General features: G+C 61.1%; 22 protein-coding genes and 1 tRNA gene. 8 read left to right on the forward strand and 15 right to left on the reverse strand.

Annotated elements, in window-relative coordinates; all coding sequences use genetic code 11:
* Nucleotides 1–9 precede the first annotated feature (9 nt).
* Together ACO1VH_RS10130 and ACO1VH_RS10135 are read left to right on the forward strand one after the other, a co-directional pair.
* Nucleotides 10–777 (forward strand): Nif3-like dinuclear metal center hexameric protein, encoded by a 768-nt coding sequence (locus ACO1VH_RS10130; RefSeq protein ID WP_486244346.1) that lies wholly within the window; start codon nt 10–12, stop codon nt 775–777.
* A 123-nt stretch (nt 778–900) separates the two neighbouring features.
* On the forward strand, nt 901–1,602 hold the full coding sequence (locus tag ACO1VH_RS10135; RefSeq protein WP_486244347.1) for a response regulator: 702 nt from the start codon (nt 901–903) through the stop codon (nt 1,600–1,602).
* A gap of 43 nt (nt 1,603–1,645) precedes the next feature.
* On the opposite strand, the gene mscL is transcribed toward ACO1VH_RS10135, so the two are convergent.
* On the reverse strand, nt 1,646–2,056 hold the full coding sequence (mscL, locus tag ACO1VH_RS10140) for a large conductance mechanosensitive channel protein MscL (RefSeq protein ID WP_486244348.1): 411 nt from the start codon (nt 2,054–2,056) through the stop codon (nt 1,646–1,648).
* Between the two features lie 272 nt (nt 2,057–2,328).
* Here mscL and petA point away from each other — a divergent pair, with 272 nt between their 5' ends.
* The 6 genes from petA to ACO1VH_RS10170 all read left to right on the forward strand — a co-directional run bounded on the left by petA (nt 2,329) and on the right by ACO1VH_RS10170 (nt 6,486).
* Nucleotides 2,329–2,937, forward strand: coding sequence for a ubiquinol-cytochrome c reductase iron-sulfur subunit (gene petA, locus ACO1VH_RS10145; protein ID WP_486244349.1), 609 nt, complete (start codon nt 2,329–2,331; stop codon nt 2,935–2,937).
* Nucleotides 2,937–4,343 (forward strand): cytochrome b, encoded by a 1,407-nt coding sequence (locus ACO1VH_RS10150; protein WP_486244512.1) that lies wholly within the window; start codon nt 2,937–2,939, stop codon nt 4,341–4,343. The genes petA and ACO1VH_RS10150 overlap by 1 nt, the downstream gene beginning before the upstream one ends.
* 20 nt (nt 4,344–4,363) lie before the next feature.
* On the forward strand, nt 4,364–5,128 hold the full coding sequence (locus ACO1VH_RS10155; protein ID WP_486244350.1) for a cytochrome c1: 765 nt from the start codon (nt 4,364–4,366) through the stop codon (nt 5,126–5,128).
* A gap of 82 nt (nt 5,129–5,210) precedes the next feature.
* Nucleotides 5,211–5,822, forward strand: coding sequence for a glutathione S-transferase N-terminal domain-containing protein (locus tag ACO1VH_RS10160; RefSeq protein ID WP_188419895.1), 612 nt, complete (start codon nt 5,211–5,213; stop codon nt 5,820–5,822).
* Nucleotides 5,823–5,897: 75 nt separating this feature from the next.
* Entirely contained in the window at nt 5,898–6,392 is a 495-nt protein-coding gene (locus ACO1VH_RS10165; protein WP_486244351.1) for a ClpXP protease specificity-enhancing factor, read from the forward strand.
* A gap of 18 nt (nt 6,393–6,410) precedes the next feature.
* Nucleotides 6,411–6,486: transfer RNA gene (locus ACO1VH_RS10170), tRNA-Thr, on the forward strand.
* Between the two features lie 62 nt (nt 6,487–6,548).
* On the opposite strand, the gene ACO1VH_RS10175 is transcribed toward ACO1VH_RS10170, so the two are convergent.
* The 14 genes from ACO1VH_RS10175 to ACO1VH_RS10240 all read right to left on the reverse strand — a co-directional run bounded on the left by ACO1VH_RS10175 (nt 6,549) and on the right by ACO1VH_RS10240 (nt 23,443).
* Nucleotides 6,549–6,989, reverse strand: a complete 441-nt coding sequence (locus tag ACO1VH_RS10175) for a host attachment protein (RefSeq protein ID WP_486244352.1) — start codon at nt 6,987–6,989, stop codon at nt 6,549–6,551.
* 110 nt (nt 6,990–7,099) lie between these two features.
* Complete coding sequence (locus ACO1VH_RS10180) at nt 7,100–8,290, reverse strand: PA0069 family radical SAM protein (RefSeq protein WP_486244353.1); 1,191 nt, start codon at nt 8,288–8,290, stop codon at nt 7,100–7,102.
* A gap of 155 nt (nt 8,291–8,445) precedes the next feature.
* On the reverse strand, nt 8,446–9,033 hold the full coding sequence (locus ACO1VH_RS10185; RefSeq protein WP_486244513.1) for a UbiX family flavin prenyltransferase: 588 nt from the start codon (nt 9,031–9,033) through the stop codon (nt 8,446–8,448).
* A gap of 28 nt (nt 9,034–9,061) precedes the next feature.
* Complete coding sequence (gene grxD, locus ACO1VH_RS10190) at nt 9,062–9,376, reverse strand: Grx4 family monothiol glutaredoxin (RefSeq protein WP_486244354.1); 315 nt, start codon at nt 9,374–9,376, stop codon at nt 9,062–9,064.
* Between the two features lie 75 nt (nt 9,377–9,451).
* Nucleotides 9,452–11,794: a Tex family protein gene (locus ACO1VH_RS10195; protein ID WP_486244355.1), complete on the reverse strand. Its 2,343-nt coding sequence runs from the start codon at nt 11,792–11,794 to the stop codon at nt 9,452–9,454.
* Nucleotides 11,795–11,939: 145 nt separating this feature from the next.
* The gene (gene chrA / locus ACO1VH_RS10200) at nt 11,940–13,154 is read right to left on the reverse strand and encodes a chromate efflux transporter (protein ID WP_486244356.1); all 1,215 of its coding nucleotides are present in this window, start codon (nt 13,152–13,154) and stop codon (nt 11,940–11,942) included.
* Between the two features lie 30 nt (nt 13,155–13,184).
* A complete protein-coding gene (locus ACO1VH_RS10205; RefSeq protein WP_486244357.1) occupies nt 13,185–16,685 on the reverse strand; it encodes a DUF748 domain-containing protein in 3,501 nt (1,166 codons plus the stop codon).
* A gap of 140 nt (nt 16,686–16,825) precedes the next feature.
* Complete coding sequence (locus ACO1VH_RS10210; RefSeq protein WP_486244358.1) at nt 16,826–17,272, reverse strand: CopD family protein; 447 nt, start codon at nt 17,270–17,272, stop codon at nt 16,826–16,828.
* A 107-nt stretch (nt 17,273–17,379) separates the two neighbouring features.
* Nucleotides 17,380–17,757, reverse strand: coding sequence for a monovalent cation/H(+) antiporter subunit G (gene mnhG / locus ACO1VH_RS10215; protein WP_486244359.1), 378 nt, complete (start codon nt 17,755–17,757; stop codon nt 17,380–17,382).
* Nucleotides 17,754–18,032, reverse strand: coding sequence for a K+/H+ antiporter subunit F (locus ACO1VH_RS10220; RefSeq protein WP_486244360.1), 279 nt, complete (start codon nt 18,030–18,032; stop codon nt 17,754–17,756). The genes mnhG and ACO1VH_RS10220 overlap by 4 nt, the downstream gene beginning before the upstream one ends.
* On the reverse strand, nt 18,029–18,541 hold the full coding sequence (locus ACO1VH_RS10225) for a Na+/H+ antiporter subunit E (protein ID WP_486244361.1): 513 nt from the start codon (nt 18,539–18,541) through the stop codon (nt 18,029–18,031). The genes ACO1VH_RS10220 and ACO1VH_RS10225 overlap by 4 nt, the downstream gene beginning before the upstream one ends.
* The gene (locus ACO1VH_RS10230; RefSeq protein ID WP_486244362.1) at nt 18,538–20,166 is read right to left on the reverse strand and encodes a monovalent cation/H+ antiporter subunit D; all 1,629 of its coding nucleotides are present in this window, start codon (nt 20,164–20,166) and stop codon (nt 18,538–18,540) included. The genes ACO1VH_RS10225 and ACO1VH_RS10230 overlap by 4 nt, the downstream gene beginning before the upstream one ends.
* On the reverse strand, nt 20,163–20,507 hold the full coding sequence (locus ACO1VH_RS10235) for a Na+/H+ antiporter subunit C (protein WP_486244363.1): 345 nt from the start codon (nt 20,505–20,507) through the stop codon (nt 20,163–20,165). Before ACO1VH_RS10235 ends, ACO1VH_RS10230 begins: the two co-directional genes overlap by 4 nt.
* The gene (locus ACO1VH_RS10240; protein ID WP_486244364.1) at nt 20,507–23,443 is read right to left on the reverse strand and encodes a monovalent cation/H+ antiporter subunit A; all 2,937 of its coding nucleotides are present in this window, start codon (nt 23,441–23,443) and stop codon (nt 20,507–20,509) included. The genes ACO1VH_RS10235 and ACO1VH_RS10240 overlap by 1 nt, the downstream gene beginning before the upstream one ends.
* Between the last annotated feature and the right edge of the window lie 63 nt (nt 23,444–23,506).

Below are 23,506 nucleotides of genomic sequence, written 5' to 3' on the forward strand. Positions count from 1 at the left end.
GCAGGGAAGATGAGTCTGAAAATGATCGCCAGAGACGAACTTGCCGGATATCTGTCCGGCACGCTTGATATTACCCGCTTTCGGGACTATTGCCCAAACGGCCTGCAGGTCGAGGGGCGCGCGCAGATCGGACGGATCGTCACCGGGGTGACGGCCAGCGTTGCATTGCTGGAAGCGGCGATCGCGCAGGGCGCCGATGCCATCCTCGTGCATCACGGCTATTTCTGGCGCGGTGAAGACATGCGCGTGATTGGCCAGAAACACAGACGGTTGAAGCTGCTGCTGACGCACGACGTCAACTTGTTCGCCTATCACCTGCCGCTGGACATGCATCCTGAATTCGGCAACAACGCACAACTGGCGCGTCAACTCGGACTGCGTGCCGAATCCTGTTTCGGCGACGATGCGCTGGGCTGGCTGGGCGAGATGGATGATGCCGCCGTCGATACGGTCGGCGCATTGGCCGAACGCGTGACGCAACGCCTGGGACGTGCGCCGCTGATCATCGGAGATCCGGCGCAGAAACTGGGCAAGGTCGGATGGTGCACGGGGGCTGCGCAGAGCATGCTGGGCGATGCGGTCGAAGCCGGCGCCAGCGTTTATCTCAGCGGCGAGATATCGGAGCCGACCGTGCATCTGGCGCGCGAAGCCGGCGTCGCCTATCTGGCCTGCGGCCACCATGCGACCGAACGCTACGGCGTACAGGCGCTGGGCGAACATCTGGCCGAAAACTTCGGTATCGCGCACGATTTCATCGACATCGACAATCCCGTCTGAGGCGGGGCGATAACACGCTATACAGGGCGTTATCTTGTGTCATGGCAATAAATTGCTATGATATGACTCCACCTCGAATAACAAACCGATGCGCAATGATCATTGCGCGGGAGACGAATGATCATGTCGCAACTATCTGGCAAGGAAGAGCCGATCACCGTTCTGGTCGTCGAAGATGATGCCGTGACGCGCCGCGTGCTGTCGCTGGCGATTGAAAAGGAACCGGCGCTGAAGCTGGCGGCTGCGCTGGATTGCGTCAAGTCCGCGCGAGTCTGGCTGGAGACGCAGCCTGCCGACATCCTGCTGGTCGATCTCGGCCTGCCTGACGGTTCGGGTATCGACGTGATCCGTTTGTGCGCGGACCGTTACCCGGAATCGAACGTGATGGTCATCACCGCTTCCAGCGACGACGACAACGTGCTGGCCAGCATCGAGGCCGGCGCTTCGGGTTATGTGCTGAAGGATGCGGGGCAGCCGGACATCGTTTCTTCGCTGCTCGAACTGCAGCGTGGCGGTTCGCCGATCAGTCCGACCATTGCACGCAAGGTGCTGGCCAGGATGCGCAAGCCGGCCGAAGCGTCGGGGCCGCACGGCGAAAAGCTGCCGCAGGTGAATCTGACCAAGCGCGAGGCCGCGATCCTGGATTTGATCGCGCGCGGCGACAGCTACGGCGAAGTGGCACGGGAACTGTCGCTGTCGGTCGGCACCGTGCAGACGCACATCAAGAATATCTACGACAAGCTGTCCGTGCATTCGCGCGGCGAGGCGGTGTTCGAGGCCAGCCGGCGTGGCTTGTTGCAGATGGATCGTCTGCAAGCGCGCTGAGCGCTGCAAACGATACGGCGCCAGCTGGCGCCGATGCGAGAGATTATTTTTTCAGGGAGTCGCGAATTTCGCGCAGCAGCTGGATTTCTTCCGGCGTGACTTCCGGTGCAGGCGGTTCGTCTTTCTTCATCTTGTTCAGAATACGCACCATCTGGAAGATGATGAAAGCCAGGATCAGGAAGTTCAGCGAGATCGTGATGAAATTGCCGTAGGCGAAGACCGCGCCGAGCTTTTTCGCCTCAACCAGAGGCAGGCCGGCGGCCTGATTGTTCAACGGGATGTAGTAGTTGCTGAAATCCAGCCCGCCGAAAATCTTGCCGACGATCGGCATGACGATATCCTGCACCAGCGAATCGACGATCTTGCCGAATGCTGCACCGATGATGACCGCTACAGCCAGATCAACCACATTGCCCTTGACGGCAAAGGTTTTGAATTCTTGCAGCATGCTCATGGCTGAGTCCTTTCTCCTGTTTGTAAAAGTGCAACGCGCGGACGTATGCTAATTTTCAGCTTCGCAAAGGTCAAATCAAATTTGTGCAACAGAAGCGCGGATTCGTGGATAATGCGTCGCACAAGGAAGCAAATGGAATATCGAAAGCATTCAAACGGTTCCGCCGAGGCAGTCAAGGGAACATCCATTTGCTTTTAAAACGGAAGTTGTCTCCGTTATAATCAAAAGTTGCTAGTAGTTTCGTACGATTCGATAGACATATTGGGGTTAGTATGAACAACGAAAAGCAGGTCGATTCCGGTCGGCGAGGCCTGCTTGTCGCAACATGTGCGGCAAGCGGCGTGGCTGGACTGGCAACAACAGGAGTTTTTGTCTCAACCTTTCAACCATCGGAACGTGCGAAGGCTGCAGGTGCCCCGGTTGAAGTCGATATCTCCACGCTGGCTCCCGGAGAAATGCGCACCGTCGAGTGGCGCGGCAAACCGGTCTGGATCCTGAAGCGCACGCCGGAACAGATCGCATCCCTGAAAGAGGTCGACGCGCTCGTTGCCGATCCCGAATCCCAACGCACCCAATTCTCGACGACGCCTGAATATGCGATGAACGAATGGCGCTCCCGCCAGAAGGACATCTTGGTCGTCGTCGGCATCTGCCCGCATCTGGGCTGCTCCCCCACCTCGAAATTCCAGACCGGCGCGCAACCGTCGCTGCCGGATGACTGGCATGGCGGCTTTCTGTGCCCGTGCCACGGCTCCACCTTCGATCTGGCCGGCCGCGTCTACAAGAACAAGCCGTCGCCGGACAATCTGCAGGTGCCGCCTTACATGTTCGAAGGCGAGACCAAGCTGGTCATCGGCAAGGACGAGAAAGGGGAGGCTTGATCATGGCATTCCAGGAAAAACAGCTTCCCGCAGATGCATCCTCCTGTGACAAGGCGTTGAACTGGGTCGATGCGCGTTTTCCGCTGTCTTCCACGTGGAAGGCGCATCTGTCCGAATACTACGCGCCCAAGAACTTCAACTTTCTCTACGTCTTCGGTTCGCTCGCGCTGCTGGTGCTGGCGATCCAGATCGTCACCGGCATCTTCCTCGTCATGCACTACAAGCCGGACGCCAACCTGGCATTTGCGTCGGTCGAGTACATCATGCGCGACGTGCCATGGGGCTGGCTGGTGCGCTACATGCATTCGACGGGGGCGTCGGCTTTCTTCATCGTCGTCTACATCCACATGCTGCGTGGTCTGTTGTACGGTTCCTATCGCAAGCCGCGCGAACTGGTGTGGCTGTTCGGTGTCGGCATCTTCCTGTGCCTGATGGCGGAAGCCTTCTTCGGCTATCTGCTGCCGTGGGGCCAGATGTCGTACTGGGGCGCACAGGTGATCGTGAACCTGTTCGGCGCGATTCCGTTCATCGGCCCGGACCTGTCGCTGTGGATTCGCGGCGACTACGTGGTGTCCGATGCGACGCTGAACCGCTTTTTCGCCTTCCACGTGATTGCGATCCCGCTGGTGCTGATCGGCCTCGTCATCGCGCATATCGTCGCGCTGCACGAAGTCGGCTCCAGCAACCCGGATGGCGTCGAGATCAAGGAAAAGGTCGACGAGAAGGGTGTGCCGCTCGATGGCATTCCGTTCCATCCGTACTACTCGGTGCATGACCTGTTCGTCGTCACGATCTTCCTGGCGATTTTCTCTGCAGTCGTGTTCTTCGCACCGGAAATGGGCGGTTACTTCCTCGAGTACAACAACTTCATTCCGGCCGATCCGCTGAAGACGCCGCCGCACATTGCACCGGTCTGGTATTTCACGCCGTTCTACTCGATCCTGCGTGCGACCACGTCGGACTTCATGTACTGGCTGGCGGCCGGCGTGGCAGCCTACGTTGCGCTGATCATCCTGAAGACGCGGCTGGCCAGCAAGTTCAAGATCGCCGCAGCGGTGATCGGTCTGCTGGTCATCGTCGGCATGTTCATCTTCGACGCGAAGTTCTGGGGTGTCGTGCTGATGGGCGTGTCGGTGATGATCATGTTCGGCCTGCCGTGGCTGGATACGTCGCCGGTCAAGTCGGTCCGCTATCGTCCGGGCTGGCACAAGTACATCTATCTGGTGTTCGGCATCGTCTTCCTGATCCTGGGCTATCTGGGCGTGCAGCCGCCGACCGATGCCCGTACGACGGTTTCGCAAATCTGTACTTTCGTCTATTTCGGTTTCTTCCTGCTGATGCCGTGGTGGAGCGCAATGGGCACGTTCAAGCCCGTTCCCGACCGCGTGGTCTTCCATCCGCACTAAGTCGCAAAGGATAAAAGAACATGACATTGCTGAAAAAACTGATTGCGACGTTGGTGCTTCTACCGGGCCTTGCGATAGCGGCCGAATCCGAACTCCCGCTGGATCGTGCACCGGACCATACGCGGGATCTGGCTGCCCTGCAGAATGGCGCCCGCCTGTTCGTCAACTACTGCCTGAATTGCCACTCGGCTTCATCGATGCGCTACAACAAGTTGCGCGATATCGGCCTGACCGATGAGCAGATCAAGGACAACCTGCTGTTTACCGGCGACAAGGTCGGCGACATGATGACGGTGGCGATGGCCCCCAAGGACGCCAAGGCCTGGTTTGGCGCGACGCCGCCGGACTTGTCGGTGATCGCACGCGCCAAGGCTTCCGGCGCCGGCAGTGGTTCGGACTGGTTGTACACCTATCTGCGCACTTTCTACAAGGACGACACCCGCCCGACCGGCTGGAACAACATGGTGTTCCCGAACGTGGGCATGCCGCATGTCTTGTGGGAATTGCAAGGAATCCGGGCCGCAAAATACGAGGAAATCAAGGATCCGCACGACGAAAACAAGGTCATTCACAAGTTTGCGGGCTTTGAACAGGTCACTCCGGGTAAAATGTCGTCCTTGGAGTACGATAAGTCGGTTGCCGACCTGGTCTCGTTCATGACCTGGATGGCCGAGCCTGCACAAAATACCCGGAAACGCCTCGGCGCCTGGGTATTGATGTTCCTGGGTGTCTTCATCGTGATCACCTGGCGCTTGAACGCTTCCTATTGGAAAGAGATCAAGTAATTCGTGCCCGCAGAATTGCGGGCAGTTGTTCCGGGGTGAGCCGTCCAGCGTCTCACCCTTTTGTTTCTAAGGAAACTGCACAATGATGGTTCTTTACTCGGGTACGACCTGCCCATTCTCCCAACGTTGCCGTCTCGTCCTGTTCGAAAAGGGCATGGACTTCGAAGTGCGCGACGTTGATCTGTTCAACAAGCCGGAAGATATTTCGACGATGAATCCGTACGGCCAGGTGCCTATTCTGGTCGAACGCGACCTGGTGCTGTACGAATCCAACATCATCAACGAGTACATCGACGAGCGTTTCCCGCATCCGCAATTGATGCCGGCCGATCCGCTGATGCGCGCACGCGCGCGCCTGATGCTGTTCAATTTCGAGAAGGAATTGTTCATCCACGTTCACACGCTGGAAAACGACAAAGGCCGCGGCGGTGAGAAGATTCAGGAAAAGGCACGCAATGAAATCCGCGATCGCCTGACCACGCTGGCGCCGCTGTTCCTGAAGAACAAGTACATGCTGGGCGACGAGTTCTCGATGCTGGACGTGGCGATTGCGCCGCTGCTCTGGCGCCTCGATCATTACGGCATTGAGCTGTCCAAAACTGCAGCGCCATTGATGAAGTACGCCGAGCGCATCTTCTCGCGTCCTGCCTACATCGAAGCACTGACGCCGTCCGAAAAGGTCATGCGCCGCTAAGCTCCTGCCGCGTCCTTCCTGTGCAGTCTGCGGGAAGTACGCGGCAAATTCGTGGCAAATCTGCAGTATTTCATCATGTCTGAAACATCCACCAAGCCCTACCTGCTGCGCGCCATCTATGAATGGTGCACGGACAACGGCTACACGCCCTACATGGCGGTCGTCGTCGACGGACGCACGCGCGTACCGATGGAATTCGTCAAGAACGGCGAGATTGTGCTGAACATCAGCTTCAGTGCGACCAGCGGCCTGAAGATGGAAAACGAGTTGGTCCGCTTCAGTGCGCGCTTCGGCGGCGTCTCGCGCGACATCGTCGTGCCGGTCGATAATGTGGTTGCCATCTATGCACGCGAGAACGGTCAGGGCATGGCATTCGAAGCCACGAGTTCAGCCGATGCGACCGAAGCCGGGCAGGAAGCGTTGCAAACCGATGTGCCGGAAACGACAGCGCCGACGCTGACTTCGGTGCCGTCGATGGAGCGGCCGGAAGGCAGCGAAGACGGCGATCCCGAACACGATCCGGAGCCGCCGAAAAAAAGCGGCAGGCCTACTCTGACGCGTATTAAGTAGGTACAATACGCGCTCTTTGCCGGCTTAGCTCATCAGGTAGAGCACATGATTTGTAATCATGGGGTGGCGGGTTCGAGTCCTGCAGCCGGCACCAGAAAAACAAAGGCCATTCTTCGGAATGGCCTTTTTGTTTTTGATACGCGCGAGTAAAAACAGTCATTGCACCCACGTGCGCACATACTGCGCAAGCTGCCGCGATTCCAGCCCGGAAATATTCTTCGAGACTTCCTTCGTCACCAGTTGCTGTACTTCCTTGCTCATGTTCTGGCGCAGCATGCCGAGAAATTTCGGAAAGGCAATCAGCGTCAGCTGATCGTAGCGGTGTTCGATGCGGGCCTTGTCCAGATAGTCGCTGACCGATTTGGAAAACAGCGTGGTCTTGTGCAACACCGCACTATTGTCCGGTTCGGCGGACGAGCCGTTGACCAGTCCGCGTTTGCCGGAATAGCGGCCGTTCGCATCGGTATTCAAATCCTGTTCACGCAGGCGCGCTTCGGGATTCAGGAATGCTTCGATTTCGCGGAGCGGGGCGCGAAGATTGTCCGCTTCGAAAATCCGGGCGCGATGTTCATCGGCAGCAACGATCCAGGTGGTCATGTCTTCCTCCTTTGTCAGCGGTGGCGATTTATTTTCGACCCGGGAAAAGAAGGTTTCGTTCAGAGCGATTGTGCATATGTCGTCAGTGCAGGGCGGCAAGTGCAATGTCGTCATTCGGTATTGCCGAAAAGGTCGAGCTGGCTGCCGTGCGCTTTTCCGACAGCGGCAGGCACATGCAAGGGGCGGCGAAAGCGCGAATTGTCCAAGGATGTGAAGCGCGTGACGCGTTGGCCGATGCCCAGCCGTTCGACGGCGATATCGAAGCGCCGTTGTATCAGTTCCGCCCACAGTCCTTCTCCTTTCATTCTGGAGCCGAACGTCGCGTCATAATCCTTGCCGCCACGCATGTCATGGATGCGGTTCATCACGCGTTGTGCGCGATCGGGAAAATGTGCCTGCAGCCATTGCCGGAACAACGGACTGACTTCCCACGGCAGGCGCAGCACGATGAAACCGGCGCTGATGACGCCCGCGTCGGCGACGGCGGCGAGGATGCGTTCGAGATCGGGTTCGGTAACGAACGGGATCACTGGCGCGATGCTGACGCCGACCGGAATGCCTGCATCGGTCAGCGTGCGTATCGTGCGCAGCCGCCGTGCCGGCGCGGCGGCGCGCGGCTCCAGCGTGCGCGCGATCGCCGGGTCCAGTGTGGTGATCGTGACGGCAACCGATGCGAGGCGTTTCGATGCCATGTCCGACAGCAGATCGATGTCGCGTTCGATCAGCGACGATTTGGTGATCAGCCCGACCGGATGCTCGCATTCGTGCAGCACTTCGAGTATGCGGCGTGTCAGCTTCAGTTCGCGCTCGCATGGTTGGTAGGCATCGGTGTTGATGCCGAGCGCGATGGATTCAGGCCGATAGGAAGGGCTGGCGAGTTCTCGCCGCAGCAGTTCCGGCGCGTTGACCTTGGCGAAGATGCGGCTTTCGAAATCCAGCCCTGGCGACAGGCCGAGATAGCTGTGTGTGGGCCGCGCGAAGCAGTAGATGCAGCCGTGCTCGCAGCCGCGGTACGGGTTCAGCGAAACGCCGAACGGCAGGTCGGGCGAAGCGTTGCGTGACAGGATGGTCTTGGCCCGCTCTTCGATGATTTGCGTCTTCCATGTCGAAGCGGATTCGTCCGCATCGTCATCTTTCGACGTTTCGTCGTCATGGCCGCTCCAGCCATCGTCGAAGGCTTCGCGGGTTTGCAGTTCGTAGCGTCCCTGCATGTTGGTCACGGCACCGCGACCCTTGCGGCCTTTCAGCGGCGCGGCAATCCATTGCGCTTCGTTGTTCGATTCGTCGTCCCGGTCAGACATTGCGCATCCAAAATACTGTATAAAAACACAGTATATGTGTCATGCACGACGATGCGAAGCCGAAGAGCGATAAATTTTCAGAGGCTTGCCGACATGCCAATGGCAAAGCGGCAAGATTGCCTGGACGCAGTATTGAACAGCGTGGAAGTGGCGGATTAGTCCGATGTTTTCATGCCCGACCAGCGCGGCGCAAGCGCATGTTGCAAGCCGAACAGATCGAGCACGCGGGCTAGCGTGTGATCAACCATTTTCTCGATGGAAGCAGGACGGTGATAGAAGCCGGGTAGCGGGGGAAAGATAATGCCGCCCATTTCGGTAACGGCGGTCATATTGCGCAGATGCGCGAGATTGAATGGCGTTTCGCGCACCATCAGCACTAGGCGGCGACGTTCCTTCAATGTGACGTCAGCTGCGCGTGCGATCAGGTTGTCGGAGAAGCCGTGTGCGACGGCGGCCAGCGTTTTCATCGAGCAGGGCGCGACGATCATGCCGTCCGACTGGAAAGAGCCGCTGGCGATGGCGGCGCCGATGTCACGCACGTTGTACGTCACGTCTGCCAGCGCTTCGACATCCTTGCGATTGAGATCGAGTTCCTGATGCAGGTTCAGTACGCCTGCTTCGGAAATCAGCAGATGCGTTTCCACGCCTGCGATGTGGCGCAGTGCCTGCAGCAGGCGCACGCCGTAGATGACGCCGGTCGCGCCGGTGATGGCAACGATCAACCGTGTCGGTCGCGTCGTCATCTCGGCTGCGCCGGCAGTTGCCGTCACGTTAGTCTTTCAGCAGCGTCTGCAGTTCGCCGGATTCGAACATTTCGGTCATGATGTCCGAGCCGCCGACGAATTCGCCCTTCACATACAGCTGCGGCACGGTCGGCCAGTTCGAATAATCCTTGATGCCCTGGCGAACTTCGGCATCGTCCAGCACATTGACGGTTACCAGATCCTTGACGCCGGCTTCCTTCAGCAGGGCGATCGCCTTGCCGGAAAAGCCGCATTGCGGGAATTGTGCGGTGCCTTTCATGAACAGCACGACAGGGTGCTGCGTCACGGTTTCCTTGATCCAGGTTTGTACTTCGTCGCTCATTGCGGCCTCACATTGGGGTTGATACTGCTTGAATCCGTCATTATAGGAAAATCCGGGCTGGCACGCTGCACTGCATCAGGATTTCAGTTTTGCAAACGCGGCAGCCATTGCGCCGCCGACCTGCGGCTGTGGAGCGCGTTGTTGTTGCGACAAGCGGCGCTGGTCGTTGCGATCTCCGCGTTGCTCGGGACGGCTGCCCGGCGCCGGCGCGCTGTCGGACAGGCGCATCGTCAGCGCGATGCGCTTGCGCTTCTCGTCGACTTCCAGCACCTTCACCTTGACGACCTGGCCGGCCTTGACGACGGTGTGCGGATCTTTGACGAAGGTATTCGACAGTGCGGAAATATGCACGAGCCCGTCCTGATGCACACCGATGTCGACGAAGGCGCCGAACGCGGCGACGTTGGTCACCACGCCTTCCAGAATCATGTCGGGACGCAGGTCGCGGATTTCCTCGACGCCTTCCTTGAAGGTCGCGGTGGTGAATTCCGGACGCGGGTCGCGGCCTGGTTTGTCCAGCTCCTTCAGGATATCGGTCACGGTCGGCACGCCGAATTTGTCGTCCGCGTATTTGGCCGGGCTCAGTGATTTCAGCAGCTTGCTGTCGCCGACGACGCTTTTCACATCCTTGTTGATGTCGGCCAGGATTTTTTCGACCAGCGGATACGATTCCGGGTGCACGGCCGAGGCGTCGAGCGGGTTGTCGCCGTTCATCACACGCAAAAATCCTACTGCCTGCTCGAAGGTCTTGTCACCCAGACGCGGCACCGCGCGCAACGCTTCGCGTGAGGCGAACATGCCTTTCATGTCGCGATAGCTGACGATGCTTTGCGCGACGCTGTTGTTCAGGCCGGACACACGCGCCAGCAGCGGCGCGGATGCCGTGTTGACGTCCACGCCGACCGCGTTCACGCAATCCTCGACGACGGCGTCAAGTGAACGCGCGAGCTGCGTCTGGCCGACGTCGTGCTGATACTGGCCGACGCCGATCGATTTCGGATCGATCTTCACCAGTTCCGCCAGCGGGTCCTGCAGGCGGCGTGCGATCGATACGGCGCCGCGCAGCGAGACGTCCAGTTCCGGCAATTCGCGTGAAGCGAATTCGGAAGCGGAATAGACGGAAGCGCCGGCTTCGGAGACGACGATCTTGGTCAGCTTCAATTCCGGCGTCATCTTGATCAGGTCCTGTGCCAGTTTGTCGGTCTCGCGCGAGGCGGTGCCGTTGCCGATCGAGATCAGCGCGACGTTGTGCTTGGCGGCGAGCAGCGCCAGCGTGTGCAGCGAACCGTCCCAGTCGCGGCGCGGCTCATGCGGATAGATGGTTGCCGTATCGACCACCTTGCCGGTGGCATCGACCACGGCGACCTTCACGCCGGTACGCAGGCCGGGATCGAGGCCCATCGTCGCGCGCGGGCCGGCCGGCGCGGCCAGCAGCAGATCCTTCAGGTTGCGCGCGAACACGTTGATCGCTTCCTGTTCGGCTTTCTCGCGCAGCGTCGTCATCAATTCCGTTTCCAGATGCATGAAGACTTTCACGCGCCAGGTCCAGCGCACGGTGTCGGACAACCACTTGTCGGCCGGACGGTCCTGGTTGGCAATGCCGAAGCGCTTGGCGATGCGTTCCTCGCAGGGATTGTGCGGCGCATCCCATTTCGGTTTTTCTTCTTCAGTGTCGAGACGCAGATTGACGTTCAACATCTCTTCGCGACGACCGCGGAACAGTGCGAGCGCGCGATGCGACGGAATCGTGCCGAGCGTTTCCGAATAGTCGAAGTAGTCGGCGAATTTGGCGCCTGCATCCTGCTTGCCGTCGACCACCTTCGATTCGACGATGCCATGTTCGTTCAGGTATTCGCGCAGCGCTTGCAGCAGTGTCGCGTCTTCCGCGAAGCGTTCCATCAGGATCTGGCGTGCGCCGTCGAGCGCGGCTTTGGCATCCGGCACGCCGGGATTCTCGGTGCCGTCGACGGTGAAGGCCGGCTTCAGGTATTTTTCTGCTTCGGCTTCGGGCGACAGCATCGGATCGGCCAGCAGCGCATCGGCCAGCGGCGTCAGACCCGCTTCGGCGGCGATTTGCGCCTTGGTGCGGCGCTTCGGCTTGTACGGCAGATACAAATCTTCGAGACGCGTCTTGTCTTCCGCATGCTGGATCGCATCCAGCAGTTCCGGCGTCATCTTCTTCTGTTCTTCTATCGACGCGATGATCGCGGCGCGGCGATCTTCCAGTTCACGCAGATAACGCAGACGTTCTTCCAGCAGGCGCAGTTGCGTATCGTCGAGTCCACCGGTGGCTTCCTTGCGGTAGCGCGCGATGAACGGCACGGTGGCGCCTTCGTCCAGCAGGGCGACGGCAGCGGCGATCTGTTGCGGTTTGGCGGCGAGTTCGTGGGCGAGGCGTAATTCGATCGAAGGCAGCATGAGGATCCGGTGAAATGTAAAACGAGCGCTAGATGATACGCAAAACGAGGGGATGCGCCAGTCTTGACAAATCGGCCCAGACGCGCGGGCGTATCAAGGTCGATGCCTGGGAGTAATGTTCGATGGCGATATTGGATGACGGGTCTTATGGCAATGCCGTCAACAACCAGCCGGCCAATGCGCCGCCCGCCACCACCAGCCATGGCGGCCAACGGCCGAACGTCAGCGCGGCGAACGCCAATAACGCCAGCACAGCATCGCCTGCATCAAGAATGCCGGTCTGCCACACCGGCTGATACCAGGCCGCGAGCAGCAAGCCGACGACGGCTGCATTGACGCCGGCCAGCGCCGATTGCGCTTTCGGATTGCGGCGCAGCGTTTCCCAGAACGGCAGCGCACCGGTGACCAGAAGGAAAGCGGGAGCGAAGATCGCAAGCAGGCATGCCAGTCCGCCCAGCCATGGCGACGCGAAGCCCGGCATCGCGGCGCCGAGGAAGGCGGCGAACGTGAACAGCGGCCCCGGCATCGCCTGCGCGGCGGCATAGCCGGCCATGAAGGTGCCGGCATCGATCCAGCCCGGATGCACCACTTCGCTTTGCAGCAGCGGCAGCACGACGTGGCCGCCGCCGAATACCAGCGCGCCGGCGCGATAGAACGCGTCCACTGCCATCAACGCCGGCGCCGGAAAGATGTGCGACAGGATGGGCAGGGACGCCAGCAATATGAAAAAGATGCCCAGCCAGCCGGCGCCTGCACGATGGCCGATTGTTGTCGGTAGCGCTTCGTGCGGCGTGGTTTGTGCGGGTTTCAGCAACAGGCCGATCAAGCCGGCTGCGGCGATGATGCCGATTTGCGCTAGCGGAACGGGGAAGAGCAGTGCCGTGGCAGCAGCGGCAAGCATCACCGCAATGCGCGCTACGCCGGTGCACAGGATGCGCGCCATGCCGACGACGGCCTGTGCGACGACGGCGACTGCCACGACTTTCAGCCCATGCAGGATGCCAGAAGATAAAAGGTCCTGATGATGCGCGATGCCGAGCGCAAACAGGATCATGAGAATGGCCGACGGCAGCGTGAAGCCAGCCCATGCCGCCAGCGCGCCGGTATAGCCGCCGCGAAACAATCCCAGCGCGATGCCGGTCTGGCTGCTTGCCGGACCCGGCAGGAACTGGCACAACGCCACCAGGTCGGCATAGGCACGTTCGCTCAACCAGCGGCGGCGTGAGACGAATTCATCGCGAAAGTAAGCGAGATGCGCGACCGGGCCGCCGAAGCTGGTGAGCCCCAGTCGCAGGAAGATCAGGAAGATGCGGATGGCGCTATCGGCAGCACCATCCTTTGCGGGATGTTGCGAAGACATGAAGACGATTGCGCGATTGCGATATTCGTATCACTTCAACGAGAAATCGACGCGCGCCGCCGGTGTATCGCCCTTTGCATTGTCCTTGCCGTCGGCACCGGATTTTGAAGCGAGGATGAAGATGCGTTCAGCCGGAATCTTGCCTTCGGTCGTTAGCCAGTCCTTCGCTGCCTGCGCACGGCGATTGCCCAGCAAGGTGAGATCGTCATCGCTGACCTTGGCATTTTCGATCATCAGCTTTTCCATTTCCTCAACCGGCAGATCCTTCTGGAAGCCGATCATGTTGCGTGGCTTCTTGAAGTCCTCGTCCTTGTAGACGCGCTTGAGCAGCGCCGGATATTCCTGCGGCGTGACGATGACGCGCTCGCCTTCGGCAGACTGGCCGCGCGCGACCATCTCCTTCAGTTTGAGCGCGCGCACCTTGCGGTCTATCGATGCGCGCTTCAATCCTTCGCGATCGGCCTGCGGATCGGTGCGACCGGTGATCTCCAGTTTCAGCGCAGGACGGTCATCCAGCGCCTTGGCGATTGTCTTCAGTTTTTCCGCCGCCTTGTCGGTCAGTGCCGCGCGGCCCGGATCGAAGGCCAGGTGCGACAACTCCTCGCCGCCGCCGAACATCGAACCGATCAGCGAAAACGGCGCCGTCACCGCTTTCGTGATCAGGTTGACGATCACCTTGACGATGATGCCGCCGATCGAGAACTGTGGATCGTCGAGCGAGCCGCCGATTGGCAGATTGATGTCGATGACGCCGTTGCGATCCTTGAGTAGCGACAACGCGAACTGTACCGGAAGCGATGGCGCATCCGGACTGTCGACCTTGTCGCCCAGCGTCAGCTGTTCGAGGATCAGGCGGTTCTGCGCGGTCAGCACGCGATCCTCAACCTTGTACGACACGTCGAAGGTCAGCTTGCCCTTCTCGATGCCGTAGCCGATGTAGCGGCCGGAATAGGGCGAAAGCGGCGCCAGTTCCATGCCGCGTACTTCGGCGCGAATGTCCATGGACAGGTCGCCCTTCAGCGGGTTGACGCGTCCGGCCACCGCCAGCGGCGCGCTGTTGACCAATCCTTTCAGATCGACGTTGGCGTTGCTGTTCGCATCCGACGACAGGCCGGCAATGGAGCCGCCCAGACGCTCCAGCGTAGCCGTGTAGTTCGGCTTGATGAAGTTGTCGGTGAAGCGCACGCGGCCGCCACGCAGCAATACCTTGCCGATCTTGATCGGCGGTATGGCGCTGGCTGGTTTGGCCGGTTGCGGCAGCGGTGCGCTGGCGGTGTTGGTGCCGCGCACGCGTTCCTGCGTGGCAACCGGCTGATTTTCGTTGGTCACGCTCTTGTGCGCGCCATCCTCGCCGCGCGCGACATCCTGCAGATTGATGCGACCGGTCGAATCGATGATGATGCGCGCGAAGAAATTGTTGAGCGCGACCTGATCGATGTTCAGCGAGAACGGCGAAAAATTGACGTCCATGCCTTTGACGCTCAACGATTTCCAGCGCAGGAAATCGCTGGCGCTGAGCTTGTCGACGGTTGCCACGTCGCCGAGCGCGACATCGCCTTTAAAGCTGCCGGTAAAGTCGCCCTTGTTCTGCGCGAAACGCAGTGCGCCCTTGCCTGAAACGTTGGCACGCGTCAGCAGGATGTTGACCTGCTCGGTGAAGTAGGGTTGGAGCTGCATGATGTCGACCTGCTGGAAGTCCAGCACCAGATCGCCATACAGCGGCGCCATGCCCAGCTCGCCCTCCACGGACAGCTTGCCGTTCTTGTTGACGGTGGCTTGCAGATCGATGCGGCCGCGCGCATCCGGTTTGGTCGATACGTTCTGCATGGCCAGATTCAGCGGCGCGATCGTCGTCACCGCCGGACGGCGCAAACTGCGGTCTTCCAGTTGTGCAGACCAGCCGGCAATCGTGATCTTGCCGATATTGACGATGTAGCCCGGCTCTTCCGCACCCTTGCCGCCATTCTTCTTCGAGGCCGATTTTGCCGATGCGGTGCTCGGCGCATTTGCCGCATCGCCGGCACGTTTGCTTGCACCGGGCGATTTGCCCTGCTGCAGCGAGAAGCCGGCGCGGTTCGAAACGACTTCGCCGACGTCGACGATGCGCTTGCCGGTATCGATGTTGACGTTGCGTACGTTGAGATCGAAATCCTTGACACCAGCCTGCATCGGCTGCGCTGCATCCGCATAGCTGAGTGCTGCATTGCGGATGTCGAGCTCGCCAAGTGCCAGCACCAGCGGCTCGGCCGGTTTTGCCGGCGTGACCGGTTCGGTTGGCTGCTTTGCCGCTTGCCCGGTTGATTGTTGCGTTGTTTGCTGATCCGGTTGGACTGCGGTCAGCTGTTGCGCAGCCTTGTCTGCCGGCGCGGCAACCTTGATCTGCTTGGCTTGCGATTTCTGCGCGGATTTTTGTGCCGCCGGTTTCGGTGCTGATGCCGATGTCGATGTTGATGTTGATGTTGATACAGTAGGCGGCGTCAACAGATTGTCGATATTGAATTTGCCGCCGGCGGTGCGCGCGATGCTGGCCTCGATGCCGTCGATGGCGACGCGTGCCACGGCGATCTTGCTGTCGAGGACCTTGGCATCCTGCAGCGTCACCTTCAGCGAAGGCAGTTTCAGGATGGATTTGTCGCTGGCGTCGTTGAGCTGCACGTTCTTCAGCGTGATGTCGCCGGTCAGCAGCAGCGCGGGCGCTTCATCCTTCTTCTGCCGGAAATGCGCAGCCATCTTCATGTCCAGCCGCGCGCTCGGCAGCTTGAAGTGCGGCGTGCCGGGAATGTATTTCAGGTAAGTCGTCAGGTCGAAATTGTCGAGGTTCAGGTCGACGGTGGCATCCCGCGGATCGGCGAACGGCTGCGCCTTGCCCTTGATCAGCAGTGGCGTGCCATTGATGTTCGCGCTCAGCATCGGTTCGACGAAGACGTCGACCTGCGAGGGCAACGACGAGATGAAGGGGATGCCCAGCTTCAGGTCGGTGATCTTGTGCACCACCTGCTCCAGCTTGTCGTCGAGTTCGAAGCGGCCGTCGTTGATCTGGATGTTGAAGACCGAGAAGCGCGCCGGCTTGCCGTCGTCCGGTTTCGGCGGCTGGCTGTTGGCCAGCGCGATCAGGTCGTCGATGTTGTAGTGGTGGGCATCCTTGCGCACCAGATGCACGTAGGGCGTATCGAGTTTGACTTCCTCGATCACCGGCGCGAAGCGGAACAGCGATTGCAGCGAGACGTTGACCGTCAGCGCGCCAAAACTGGCGAAGACGGCATCGCCTTCCGGTTCCATCATCTTCATGTCGTGGATGGTCACCCGCATCGCGTACGGGCTGACGTCGACCTTGCCGATCGTGGTCTGGCGATGCAGCATTTCCGAAATCCGCTGTTCGGCCTGCGACTTGATGATGCCGGGGAGGACGAAGTAGCCGAACAGGCCGATCAGCAGGATGAAGGCGAGCAGCCCGATGAAGCTGCGTCTGGCGGCCGGTTTGCGCGAGAAGGTGCGAAGGTTTTGCGGCAACCGCGAAATGAAGTTGGGCATAGAGGCATCGCCGATGATGGTGATGACGGGATTCTATCAGCGCGCCGCCGCAGGCGTTGTCTTTTGATTATGAAGATTTTGTTGCGGCTGCATGAAAAAAAATCCGGCCGGAGCCGGATTTTTGTGCAGTGCGAATACGTTCAATAAGCCAGCGGCCCGAGTCCGCCGATCACAATGGTGAGCAGACCGAGCGCCAGATTGACGGCGACCAGCTTGCGGATGCTGGCCATGGCGACTCCCGCGGCCTGCCATTCCTGCGCGGCGACGCTGCGCTTGAGGCGCCGGTAGGGCGCGAAGAAGATGTGGCCGAAGATCAGCATCATCACGATGCCGATCACGGCCATCAGCGTGACGGGTACGGGCGGCTTGCCCATCAACGCCATCATATAGAGGCCGCTGCCGAGGATCAGCGCGATCGCGATCCAGACCCAGAAAAAGAATCGGGTGAAGACGCCGGCCAGCAGCGTCAGGCGCAGCGGCGGCTCCAGCGTGACGGCGACCGTCGGCCGCAAGGCATTGTGGGCGAAGAACATGCCGCCGATCCAGATGGTGAAGCCCAGTATGTGCAGAAATTTGGCAAGGAACATGGCGGTTTTCTCGCAGGTTGAGGGTGGAGCCGGGCGGCTGAAGGTGATGCGTCGTCGTTGAACGTTATCGTTACGCTGTCGATATTCGCTGGCGTTGTTCTGCGCGCTTATTCGTTTTCTTCCGGAAACCGATAGATACCGCCTGCGGCTGCTCCGGCGTCCTTCTTGCCTGCACGCAGGTCGCGATAAACCGCGGCCCGCATGATCATCATCGCGACGATGGGCGCGGTCAGCAGCAGAAATACCGAGATGATGATCTCATGGATCACCGGGCGTGACTGCAGCACGGTGAAATAAATCATCGATGCCACCAGCAGGCAGCCGGCGCCGAGCGTGACAGTGATGGCCGGACCGTGGATGCGCTGGTAGAAGCTCGGCAGGCGCAGCAGACCGAGCGCGCCGATCAGCACGATGCTGCCGCCGACGACCAGCAGCAGCGAGACCGGGACGATGGCCCAGGCCGGAATGGCTGTAATGTGATTCATTCGATGATCTCCCCGCGCATCATGAACTTGGCCAGCGCAATGGTGGAAACGAAGCCGAGCAGCGCGATCAGCATCGCCGCCTCGAAATAAATGAGATTGCCGAAGCGGATGCCGAACATGATCGCCAGCAGCATGGCGCACATCCACAGTGTGTCGAGCGCCAGCACGCGATCGTGCACGGTGGGGCCGATCAGCAGCCGGATCGTGCAGAACAGCATCGCCATCACGACGCAGAAGAAGGCGAAGCCGATCGCCAGTTCGAGTACGGTCATCATGGTTGCGAGGCCTCCTGTTCGAAAATCTCCATCAGCGGTTTCTCATAGCGCGTCTTGATGGTATCGACCCACCATTGTGCATCGTGCAGATCGAACACATGCAATGCCAGTTCATGCCGTTCCGGCAGGATCTCGACCCAGACCGTGCCGGGTGTCGAATTGATCAGACAGGACAGCAGCGCCAGTCCGTATGGACTGCGCATGTCGAGCGGGATCGTGATGAATTGCGAGTTCAGGCCGTGACGGCGGGGCGACAGAATGAGCCAGCTCACGTTGAGGCAGGAGCGCACGATCTCGACCAGCGCCATGCCGAGCAGGCGGAACAGCACGAATGGCTTGTGCAGTTTTGGATAACCGTCCGGCACCAGCGGCCGGCACAGCAGCGGAATAAGGATGCCGAGTACGGCGCCGAGCAGCAGATCGGAAGGCGCGACGCTTTCGTTGAGCAGCAGCCAGGTCAGCAGCAGCGCGATCGACAGCCGCGGAAAGGGAAGCCAGCGGCGGATCATGGCGTTGCTCCCGGCTGGACCACGCCCGGTACGACCGGTGCCGAGCGGATCTGTTCGACGTAATGAGCAGGGCGATGCAGGTCGTGGCTGGTGCGTTGCAGATAGTCGAACATCGGCCCCGCTTTCACCGTCAGCGCGACGCACAGCAACAGCAGCAGCGTGATCGAGGCGACCTCGGTCACGTGCAGTTTGGGTGCGGTGATCGCGCCCGACGCCCAGAAGGTACGCACGCCGAAACGCATCAGCGCGATGATGGCGGTCAGACCGGAAAACACGATCAGCGCCATCAATGCCCAGGTGGTGCCGCTGATCAGGATGTTCGCGTCGTCCGGATGCAGCAGTGCGTGGAACATGCCGAACTTGGCGACGAAGCCCGACAGCGGCGGCATGCCGGTGATCACCAGCGCGCAACCGGCGAACGCCAGGCCGAGGAAGGCAAGCGCGCCCGGAATGCCGACACCGGCGGTTTCTTCCGGGGTCTCATCGACGGCGAACGCTTCCATCGTCACCGCCAGGATCGAGGCGCCGGGTTTGCGTATGCGTTCGATCAGCTCGATCAGCAGCATGAAGGCGCCGGCCGCCAGCGTCGAGCCGAGCAGATAGTAGAGACCTGCCGTCACCAGCGATGCCTGGCCGTAACCGACCACCGCCAGCAACGTGCCGGACGACACGATGGCGGCATAGCCGGCCATGCGTCCCAATCCTTCGCTGGCCAGCATGCCGGCGGCGCCGAACAGGATGGTCGCCATGCCGCCCCACAGCAGTGCCGTGTAGCCGTAACCCGCGGCTTCGCCGGCATCGGACGAGAACACCAGCAGCCACACGCGCAGCACGACATAGGCGCCGACCTTGGTCATCAGCACCAGCATGGCGGCGACCGGCGGCGAGGCGGCGGAGTAGGTCGTCGGCAGCCAGAAGCCGAGTGGCCACATCGCGCTCTTGGTCAGGAAGGCGATCGCCAGCACGGCCACGCCGGTCTTTAGCAGGAACATGTCCTGCCCGGTGATGCTGCCGATGCGGCCGGCCAGATCGGCCATGTTGAGTGTGCCGGCACTGGCGTAGATCAGCGCCACGCCGATCAGGAACAGCAGCGACGCTGCGAGATTGATCGCGATGTACTGCATGCCGGCGCGCAGCCGCGTGACGTTGTAGCCGTGCAGCAGCAGGCCGTAGGAAGCGGCCAGCATGACTTCGAAGAACACGAACAGGTTGAACAGATCGTGCGTAAGGAAGGCGCCGTTGATGCCCATCAGCAGGAACTGGAACAGCGAATGGAAGTGCACGCCGATGCGGCTCCAGCGCGTGGCCGAGAACAGCAGTGCCGCACCGGCCATGATCGCGGTCAGCAGCAGCATCAGCGCCGCCAGGCGATCTGCGGCGAGCGCGATGCCGAACGGCGCCGACCAGTTGGCGGCCAGATAGACGCCGATGCCGTCATGCCACAGGCCGGTATCGGTCAGCTTCATCAAGGCGATGGCGATGGCGAATTGCGCCAGCACGGAAACCAGATTGATGGCGAACTTCAGATGATGGCGGTTTTCATTGATCATGATCAGCACCGCGCCGCACAGCAGCGGCAGCAGCACCGGCAGGATGATCAGTTGCTGGACCCAATGCAGATTCATTGATCGGGCTCCTCGCCGTCGACGTGATCGGTGCCGGTCAGCCCGCGCGAGCCGATCATCACGACCAGATAGAGCGCGGTGGTGGCGAAGCCGATCACGATCGCCGTCAGCACCAGCGCCTGCGGCAGCGGATCGCTGTACATGGACGGATCGACGGCGCCGCCGCCCAGCGTCAACGGCGCCTTGTCCACCCACAGCCGGCCCATGATGAAGATGAACAGGTTGACGGCATACGACATCAACATCAGCCCGGTCAGCACCTGGAAGCTGCGCGGGCGCAGGATCAGCCAGATGCCGGAGCCGAACAGCACGCCGATGGCGAGAGAAATGACGAGTTCCATCAGACGGTCCCTCGCTTGGGTTGGACAACGGGTTCGGACGCGCCGTCCGCCTGCGGGCGGCGGCTGCGGACGGTCTGGTGCGCCAGCGCGATCAGGATCAGCATGGTCGCGCCGACCACGACGAAAAATACGCCGAGGTCGAACATGAAGGCGCTCGGCACGTGCACCTCGCCCAGCAGCGGCAGATGCAGATGCGCGGTATGGCTGGTCAGGAACGGAAAGCCGAGCGCGAGCGCGCCCAGACCGGTCACGCAGGCGGTCACCAGTCCCCATGCGATCCAGCGCAGCGGACGCAGGCGGATGTGTTCTTCCATCCATGCGGTGCCGGCGATCATGTGCTGCACGATGATGGCGACCGAGAAGATCAGGCCCGCGACGAAGCCGCCGCCCGGCAGATTGTGGCCGCGCATGAAGAAGTAGACGACGATCACGCCCATGAAGGGCAGCAGGAAGCGCAGGTACACGCCCGGTATGTGCAGGTGCCCGTGCTCGAACTGTTCGGCCGGTGTCTGCGATGCGGCAGGATCGACGTTGTTGCTCTGCTGTTCGGGGATGACAATGCTTTCAGGCGCCGGGCGGAAGCGACGCAGCAGCGCATAGACGGTCAGCGCGACGATCGCCAGCACGGTGATCTCGCCCATCGTATCGAAGCCGCGGAAATCCACCAGCAGCACATTGACGACATTGGTGCCGCCGCCTTCCGGCAGCGCGCGTGCAAGGAAAAAGTTGCCGATGCTGTCCGGCTGCGGATGCGTGAGCACGACGTAGCTGATGCCGGCGATGGCAAGGCCGCCGAGCACCGCCAGCCCGAGATCGCGCGAACGGCGCAGCCACACCGAGCGCGGAATCTGCAGGCCGCCCTGCAATTCCTTCGGCGGCAGGCGGCGCGGCAGCCAGCGCAGGCCGAGCAGGATCAGCACGGTGGTGACGGTTTCGACCATCAGCTGCGTCAGCGCCAGATCGGGCGCGGACAGCCAGAGGAAGGTCATGCTGACGACCACGCCGACGCCACCCACCAGGATCAGCGCGGCCAGGCGATGGTACTTGGCCTGCCATGCCGCCGTGACGGCGCACGCGCAGCCGATCAGCCACATCACGGCGAACAGCGGCTTGATATCGGCGAGGGCGACCGGCTTCAGCGGCGGCAGCGGGCCGACCAGCAGATACGGCACCGCCAGCATGGCGGCGATCATCAGGAACAGCTGCGGCTGCAGGCGGCGCGTGCCCAGCCATTTCAGCAGCAGATTGGCGCTGGAGGTCAGGCGCAGCATGGTGGTTTCGTATGCCTGCGCGCCCGACAGGCGGTACAGCACCGGCACATCGGCGCGCTGCTGCAGCGTGAAATACTTGCGCAGGACGGTGTAGAACAGGATGCCGCCGGCCAGCGCCGCGAAGCTCATCGCCAGCGGCAGGTTGAAACCATGCCACATTGCGAGGCTGTACTCCGGCGTCTGCGCATCGAGCACGGCTTCCACTGCCTGATGCAGATAAGGGCCGGCACTGATGCCCGGGATGATGCCCACCACCAGGCACAGCAACACCAGAAACTCCACCGGGAAGCGCATCCAGTGCGGCGGCTCGTGCGGTTTTTTCGGCAGATCGTCGGGCAGCTTGCCGAAGAACACGCTGATGAAGCGCAGCGAATAGGCGACGCTGAAGATGCCCATCGCGACGGCGGCGTACGACATCCACCAGTTGTCGTTGCCGCCGACCAGCAGCGTCTCGGCGAAGAACATTTCCTTCGATAGAAAACCGTTGAGCAGCGGCACGCCGGCCATCGACGCACTGGCCACGATTGCCAGCGTGCCGGTGATCGGCAGGGCCTTGCGCAGGCCGCGCAGCACGCGCATGTCGCGCGTACCGGTTTCGTGGTCGATGATGCCGGCCGCCATGAACAGCGAGGCCTTGAAGATCGCGTGGTTCAGCGTATGGAAGATGGCGGCCACCACGCCCAGCGGTGTGCCGATGCCGAGCAGCGTGGTGATCAGGCCGAGATGGCTGATGGTCGAATAGGCGAGCAGACCCTTCAGATCATGCTGGAAGATCGCGACGAAGGAGCCGATCAGCAGCGTGCAGACGCCGGCACCGGCAATCAGCCACGTCCATTCCGGCGTGCCCGACAGCGCTGGCCACAGGCGCATCAGCAGGAAGATGCCGGCCTTCACCATGGTCGCCGAATGCAGGTAGGACGACACCGGCGTCGGCGCCGCCATCGCATGTGGCAGCCAGAAATGGAAAGGGAACTGCGCGCTCTTGGTCAGCGCGCCGAGGCCGATCAGCACCAGTGCCGCCAGATAGAGCTTGTGTTCGCGGATCGTGTCGCCAGCCGCCAGCACTGCATCGAGATCGTAGCTGCCGGCGATATGGCCGAGGATCAGCACGCCGCACAACAGGCACAGGCCGCCGGTGGCGGTCACGGTGAACGCCATGCGCGCGCCGCGGCGTGCATCGATGCGGTGATGCCAGTAACCAATCAGCAGGAAGGAAGTGACGCTCGTCAGTTCCCAGAACACCACGAGCTGGATCAGATTGCCCGACAGCACCACGCCCAGCATCGAACCCATGAAGGCGAGCAGGAAGGCGAAGAAGCGCGGCACCGGATCGTCGGCCGACATGTAATAGCGCGCGTACAGCACCACCAGCAGGCCGACGCCCAGCACCAGCATCGTGAACAGCCAGGCCAGTCCGTCCAGTCGCAGCAGGAATTCGAGGCCGAAGGCCGGTACCCATTCGGCCGAATAGCGGACGGTCTGACCGTCGCCGATGTACTGATACAGATAGATGACGACCAGCAGCCCGTACAGCGCCACGCCCCCGGCCAGCAGCGATTCCCGGTTGCGCGCATCGGACGGCATGCAGGCGGCGGCCACGCTTCCCAGGAAGGGAACCGCGATCAGGGAAAGAAGCAGCAGGGATTCGGGAGCAAATGTATGCATGCGCAGGAAAACATCCAGGAATAACAGCCGGTCGGACAACGCCGGACGGCACGGGTTTTACGG

It is taken from the genome of Oxalicibacterium sp. (assembly GCF_057353965.1).